The sequence below is a fragment of the Methanomicrobia archaeon genome (genome assembly GCA_016930255.1).
In the GTDB taxonomy this organism is placed as follows: domain Archaea; phylum Halobacteriota; class Syntropharchaeia; order Alkanophagales; family Methanospirareceae; genus JACGMN01.
The window spans coordinates 1-6,754 of record JAFGHB010000080.1; the positions used below are offsets into that span (position 1 = coordinate 1).

5 protein-coding genes are annotated in these 6,754 nt (G+C 50.6%); 2 read left to right on the forward strand and 3 right to left on the reverse strand.

What is annotated here, in order from left to right:
• Nucleotides 1–845: 845 nt before the first annotated feature.
• Nucleotides 846–1,352, forward strand: coding sequence for a hypothetical protein (locus JW878_10575; GenBank protein MBN1763497.1), 507 nt, complete (start codon nt 846–848; stop codon nt 1,350–1,352).
• A 45-nt stretch (nt 1,353–1,397) separates the two neighbouring features.
• On the opposite strand, the gene JW878_10580 is transcribed toward JW878_10575, so the two are convergent.
• Both JW878_10580 and JW878_10585 read right to left on the reverse strand, forming a co-directional pair.
• On the reverse strand, nt 1,398–2,939 hold the full coding sequence (locus JW878_10580) for a DUF790 family protein (GenBank protein MBN1763498.1): 1,542 nt from the start codon (nt 2,937–2,939) through the stop codon (nt 1,398–1,400).
• Nucleotides 2,926–4,266 carry a DEAD/DEAH box helicase family protein gene (locus tag JW878_10585; GenBank protein MBN1763499.1) on the reverse strand — a complete coding sequence of 447 codons (1,341 nt, stop codon included), beginning with the start codon at nt 4,264–4,266 and terminating at the stop codon, nt 2,926–2,928. The genes JW878_10580 and JW878_10585 overlap by 14 nt, the downstream gene beginning before the upstream one ends.
• Nucleotides 4,267–4,413: 147 nt before the next feature.
• Between JW878_10585 and ftsA the strand changes: the two genes are divergently transcribed.
• Complete coding sequence (gene ftsA / locus JW878_10590; GenBank protein ID MBN1763500.1) at nt 4,414–5,775, forward strand: coenzyme F390 synthetase; 1,362 nt, start codon at nt 4,414–4,416, stop codon at nt 5,773–5,775.
• A 69-nt stretch (nt 5,776–5,844) separates the two neighbouring features.
• Here the strand turns inward: ftsA and JW878_10595 are convergent, their stop codons facing one another.
• Nucleotides 5,845–6,624, reverse strand: coding sequence for a hypothetical protein (locus JW878_10595; GenBank protein ID MBN1763501.1), 780 nt, complete (start codon nt 6,622–6,624; stop codon nt 5,845–5,847).
• Nucleotides 6,625–6,754: the final 130 nt, after the last annotated feature.

Here is a 6,754-nt window from a genome sequence, read left to right on the forward strand (position 1 = left end):
ATCCCGGCTTAGTTTCGCACATGGCTGGATCGAGCGGTTTCTAGGCGAGGGTGTTAAGTATGAATTGTTTGGTTTTTGACTATAAATTAATAGGTAATCTCGTCCCTCAGCAAGGCGTACTCCTTCTGCGAGAGGTTAGGAACTATTCAATTCCGCAGCTTCCACCTTCGGATCGTAAACTGCTGCCCGCGCCTCAGGATGCGGAGAAACCTAAGAATCTAGGAAAACGTGCACTGGCTGTACTCAGACGGATAGCTTGGCGGACGATTTGTGATCCTGAGAGTACCATCTATAAGGCTTGGTCTAAGAAAATCCCCCAAGTGTACAACGAGCATATTTCGCGACAGCTACCACGTTCGCGAACTGGAAGATCGGAATTCCTTTACTAGTAAGCGGTGTCGTTGCGATTGTCATAAAGTACTCAGCACATGAGTTCTGTGAATGGGCCAAGCCAAGGGGTCTGATGATTCCATTGAGCGAAAAGGAAAGTGAACAATCGACTGGCGAGGTTTATTGAACCGCCGCGCGGTCTAAGTAACTTTCAGCTCAACAACTCATTAGAATTTTATAGGGGGTTGTTTTTACACTACTTATAAAACCCAATCCTCACCTCATCCACATCCAGCCCCTTCCACGTTACCGAGATACGTCAGGACCTCGTCTGCGTTCGGTAACCCTGCTTTTCGATGATCTCACGCGTCTTTCAGTACTTTTCGAGACCGCCCAAACCCACCCGCGGTTCGAACCAGAAGACGTTTATAACTCCAAACTAAAAGATACAGGTACTTGGTACGCTCCCGCTTAATTGAGCTGAGCGAAATGAATAATTAGAGGGTGATGAAACGATGACTTTGGAGAAGAAGATCGCGGCGGTTTTTGCGATGAGTGACGAGGTCTGGGCGCGGCATGCAAACCCCTGGAGCGGCCTGACACGGTTCACCGTTTTACCACTGCTCATTGCAGCGTTCTGGAGCCGCGTCTGGTTGGGTTGGTGGGCACTCATTCTTGTTGGTCTCGCACTACTCTGGACCTGGCTGAATCCCCGCCTCTTCCGCAAACCCGCGTCAACCAGGCACTGGATCTCAAAAGGGGTACTGGGCGAACGGGTATGGTCCAACCGGGCTGAGATACCGGTGCCGGCGCATCACCGTCGTGCGCCGAATATCTTGAGCGCAATCTCCGGGGTCGGTGGTATCTTTGTCATCTGGGGCGTTGCGACACTTGCGATCTGGCCAACGGTGTTCGGCGTTGCCCTCATCTATCTCGGCAAGCTGTGGTTCATTGACCGGATGGTCTGGTTGTACGAGGACATGAAGGATGCAACCGAGGAATACGCACGCTGGTTCTACTAAATTAAATTGGATAAGGTAAGTGAGCTGCACCACCCACCCACGCACTCATCGAACCCCAATCCTCGCCTCATTCACGTCCAACCCTTTCCACGTTACGATGAAGCCTAAGTAAGCTAATATTTCGTCTGCGTTCGGTAACCCTGCTTTTTTGATAGTTTCGCGGGCCACCACGTACTTCTCGACATCTTGCAGTCTCCCATTGAGTTCTTTGAGTACGTTCTTGTTGACAATGACCTCTTTAAAGACCACGTACTCCGGATCGTTCACGCACTTCTTAACAGCGTCCTGACTCATTCCGCATTTTTGTGCGAGATCTCTAATGGGGATGATATCACCTTCAAGCGCTATTTTCTGGTCTTTCAGGGTTTCCACCTGCTTCGTTACCGCTTCCTGCTCTAGTGTTGTTAGATACCGGACAACGTCACCAACCGGCACCTTCTTCTTGAACTGTATAACGGGTTGATCGAGCCCGAACCCAAACGGCTCGGCGTTGAAGCAGGCTAAGCTCTTATCGATGGCCACGAGCATCGTAAACGGCAACGAGCTAAGCTTCGCCACTTTCCGTTTGATATACGAATCAGTCCAGAACCCGACGATCTCGAAGTAGGTCTCCAGCTCCAACTCTTTATGCTGGAACTTGAAATCAGGAATGAAGACGCCGCGCTTTGTAACAATAACCTCCGGCTCTCTGATGAGGTCCCACCTTTGAGCAACGGGTAGCGCAACGAACTCGTTATAGAATTTCTGTTCGACGCTGCTGTCGAAGGTTGTCGGTGCAGATTCAGGTTCAGGTTCGGCGCTCATCAATAACGGTTTATCGCGGCTGTCCATGATGAAATGGTAGATCCGTGGCATGTTATCCCTTCGAACAACGAGCTCCGCGTCGAGTGTCCACGATTCACTTTTGACTATCGCGGGTAACAGTTTCGCCAAAGCGGTGCCGTACCGCTCGCTCAATTTTAAAAGCGAAGAAGCACCTTCGATTCGTATCTTGTTCCCATCCTCGGGCAGGTACATCAACCCGAAATATTTGATCGCCCTGAACAACTGGGGAGCTTTGCCCACGACCGTAAGGGTCATGCCCGTGGCCTTGAACAGCAGCGTTTGCGCAAGGGAGAGATTGTACCGTTTCAAAAGCTCTTCCGGCGATAGCGGTTCAAACTGCTCTAAAATAATTTCAGACTCCTGGTCTGCCCATAACGACTGCTCCAAATCGTCAACGGAGACGTTCAGGTCTTCGGCGACTTCAGCGATGACGGCGGCGCGTTCTACTTGTTTGGTTACTTTTACGTGACTGGCAGTCTCGAAGACGGCTCGTCGTGCTAAAGCAGGTTCGATGGTATACTGAGACTGAAAAGAGCAGCGGCGTTCCAGCAACGTACGCAAACCTCGAACGCGTTTGAACTGCAAGCCCTGCTCGAGCTCCTCTACAATGTCCGCGAGTTCGCTCTTCTTCTTATTAACGAACGTGCGGTAAACGTCGATGAGCTCCTGTGCTAACTCTAACTGCTCGGCATTCAATTCAAGGAACGCAGGATGGATCCGGTCCTTCTTCGTCCGCGTAACGAGCAGATCACTTGGGAGCATCTTTCCGCCTCCTCGCAATCCCGATCTCCGTCGTGCCTTTCGAGACGATCTCGTAGAGAACCGCGAGCTTGCCCTCCCGTTTCCGTAAGATCCGCCCTAACCTTTGCTTGTACTCGCGTTTGCTCCCGCTGCCGCTCAAAATCACCCCGACCGAAGCTTCGGGCACGTCAATACCCTCCTCCAGAACCTTCGAGGTTACTATAATCGAATACGTACCGGTCCGGAACCTGTCAAGGATCTCCGCGCGCTCCTCCTTCTGCGTGGTATGCGTGATCGCCGGTATCAAGAATTCCTTTGAGATCGCGTAGACCAGCGAATTGTGCTCGGTAAAGATAATCGTGCGTTCACCGAAATGCTCAGCCAGGATTTCGGACAGCGCCTCTAACTTCGAGTGCGAATTCAACGCTATACGTCTTGCTCGATTACGTGCCAATAGCGCCTCCCGCGCTTTTAAGTCGCGACCGGTCCGCATCACAAACCGCTGAAAATCTCGTGGTGATTTTAGAATGATTCTTTTTGTGGTCAGAAAATCGGTGAAGATTTTGTAATGGTGCTCGTACTCCGCCCTTTCCGCCTCGGTTAGGTCAGTAACGACTTTTCGCGTGGTGTATTCTGCCAGGTGTTTGCCGGTCAGTTTCTCCACACCGATTTCATAAATCTTACCGCCGACCAACCGTTCGAGCTCTTTATGACGGCCGTCCTCGCGCTCGTAGGTTGCGGTCAAGCCCAGCCGATACGGCGCAACGAACAGCTCTGCTATATTCATATAGCCCGGTGACGGGAGGTGGTGCACCTCATCGAAGATCAGAAAGAGGAACTTGTTGCCAAGCTCTTCCGCACGTAAATACGTGGTATCGTACGTCGCTACGGTTACAGGTTTGAGTACGTGCGCTTCACCGCTGTAGGTGCCGATTTCAATACCCAACTTAGCCTCGAGTTCACGCTGCCACTGCTTCACCAGCTCCAGCGTCGGCACGACCACCAGCGTCGGAACGTTCAGTGCTACAATTGCCTTCATGCCTATGACGGTTTTACCCGCACCAGTCGGTAAGACGAGAACCCCGTGCTTTGTTCGGAGCCATCGCTTCAATGCGTCCGTCTGGTAATCGTGCAGCTTTACCATCGTATCGATCAACTGTGGCATCGGCGGTAGATCCAGAGCGGCATCGGCGTACTCGATACGTGAAAGCTTCAAATACTCGATTAAATCCTTATAGAAGATCGGCAAGCATCGATAACAGCCTGACCGCGTATCCCACACGGTATGCGGCAGTTTGAAATTGCTCGTTACAACGAGTGTTCCTTTTTCGTAGTGTACGTGTATCATTTACGGTGACTGATTGTTAGGTAGAATTTAGAAGATAAAATGGTGAACTCTCCAGACGAGGCTCTTTAACGAGAGAGCATCATAACAGCGTATTCTCAATCGAGCGTCAGGTATATAACAACCGAAACCCCTATTTTTAAGTAAGTTATGGCTGCTAAAGGAAAATCGTTCTTTAATGCTGAGATCGAGACAATGGAGCGCGGAGATCTCGATGCACTTATCGAAGAACGCATCCGCTATACTGTCACGTACGCGAACGAACATTCGCCGTTTTACCGGAAGTGGTTCCGTGAGCATAGCATAAAGGTGTCTGAAATCCGCACGCACGAAGACCTCCGAGAACTACCGATCATATCGGGTCAGACGATCCGGGCGCATCAGCCTCCTGAAACCGCAGATTTTGAATTCCAGAGTGTTAACTGGAAAGAGGTATTCACACTCCACGAGACGAGCGGCACGAGCGGGACGCCAAAAGCCTTCTTCTTGACGTGGGAGGACTGGCAGCGCTACGCTGAGAAGTACGCACGAATCTTCACGTCACAGGGCTTCGGACCCGGTGACCGCGTCGTAGTCTGTGCCTCCTACGGGATGAATGTGGGCGCGAACACGATGACGCTCGCGGCGCAACAGATCGGTATGACGATAATCCCTGAAGGGAAATGTACGTTCCCTATTCGCGTAATCAGATCGTATAAACCGACCGGACTGGTAGGCAGCGTCTTCAAACTCTTGCACCTTGCCCGACGGATGGCTGCTGAGAACCTGCCACCACCTGAGTCAAGCGTTGAGCGTCTCGTGGTCGGAGGCGAGAGCTTTGCCGATGAATCCCGGGCGTACCTTGCCGAACTCTGGGGCTGTGACGTTTATAACACGTACGGGAGTGCTGAAGGGACGATGTGTGGCGAGTGCACCAACCTGAGCGGTCTCCACGTGCCCGAAGACTTTGTGCATCTCGATGTTTATGATCCGGCGATGAAAAACTTCGTGCCAGACGGCGAGTGCGGCCGAATAGTGCTCACCACACTCCTGCCCGTGGGCGAGAAGTGCGGGACCCTTCTTCTTAACTACGACATGGAAGATACGACCGTTGTTCTCACGCGCGATCGGTGCCCCTGTGGCCGGACGCACATGAAGATCATGAATCCGCAGCGTGAAGCCGAGACGTTCTGGGTTGCCGAGACACCGTTCAACCGCGTGGACGTCGAGCGAGGCGTCTTCCAGCGTGAGAATATGGAGTACCTGACCGGCGAGTACGAGGCGTTCCTCTACGGTGGTGACGACGAAGGCGAGACGACGATGCGTGTGAGCGTGGAATGCCGTGATCCACAGGAGTGCGGCCAGCGAGTCGTCGAAGGAAACTTCCTCAAGGCGTTCTTCCAATACAAGCCGCGACTTGCCGAGGCGTATGCCGAGAATACGTTTAAGATCCTCTTCAATTTCGTCGGCTCTGGGAATCTGGAACTCTACCGCGTCAAGGGGCGCCCGAAACGGATTGTCGATCGGCGATAGTTTTGTGGGCATTCGATAAATGAGAGCCTTAGCTCTGTAAAATTTAAAATCGAATTAAAGCGGGAACGGTTAACAATCTGTACCAAGAAGTTTCTCTATTTCTTTTTTTGTGTTTTTTGGAACAATGGAGTATTCCGGTTTTGTGAGTTCTTCCCAGAGTTCTTCCCAGAGTTCTTCCTCTCGTTTTCTGATGGTTTGCATATCACCGTCACAAACGACAGAGATCAGGTCGTCCAAAAGTCTACCCGTCCAATATCGGTCCATGTAAATAGCTGCAGCGTAAACGAGCCACTCCCCGTGCCACCGGTGGAATCTTATCTGTGTCTTATCATCAGATTCCTTTGGTTTTAAAGGTCTCTTGGCACGGATTTTTTCTACAAATTTGGAGCAGTAACCCCAATCTTCAATAATTTGCGGGGCAATCATTGCAAGTACTATGTTTAGCGGAATTGCCCCTGCGAGAACCATCACACCAACCTGCTCCAAAGCCAAAGAAAGCTCGTAAGCGAAATCTCTCTCCCAAAAATCGGCATTCAAATTCAAGGTTACAGCTTGGAAGCGACTAATTGCATCTTTGTAGTTTTCTTCTTGTTGTAGTAATTCGTACTTTTTTTCGGTGGCGAAACGGGCGTCTTTTAACGTATGTAGCCATTCAAATTCTTGGGTTACGCGAGTGGGAAAACGTCTCTCAAGATACTCCTTACTCAAAAAGTCAGGAATATTTGCAATTTGCTCAGGAAGGGCAAGCTCAGATCGGAATTTTAGGGTTAAGCAAATTGCCACTACCGCCACCACCGTGCCCACCAAAGCCAAACCCAATGAGAGAACATCCACCCCATTAAGTGTCATAGCAACCTTAATTCTTTTTTGTCCAATATAAGCATTTTGTCATTATGTTAAGTAAACCAAAAAAGGTTACACATCGATGTATTCGTTTTTATGAGTCCTCTTTTCTTTCTTTTTCTGTAAAGGAGGATTA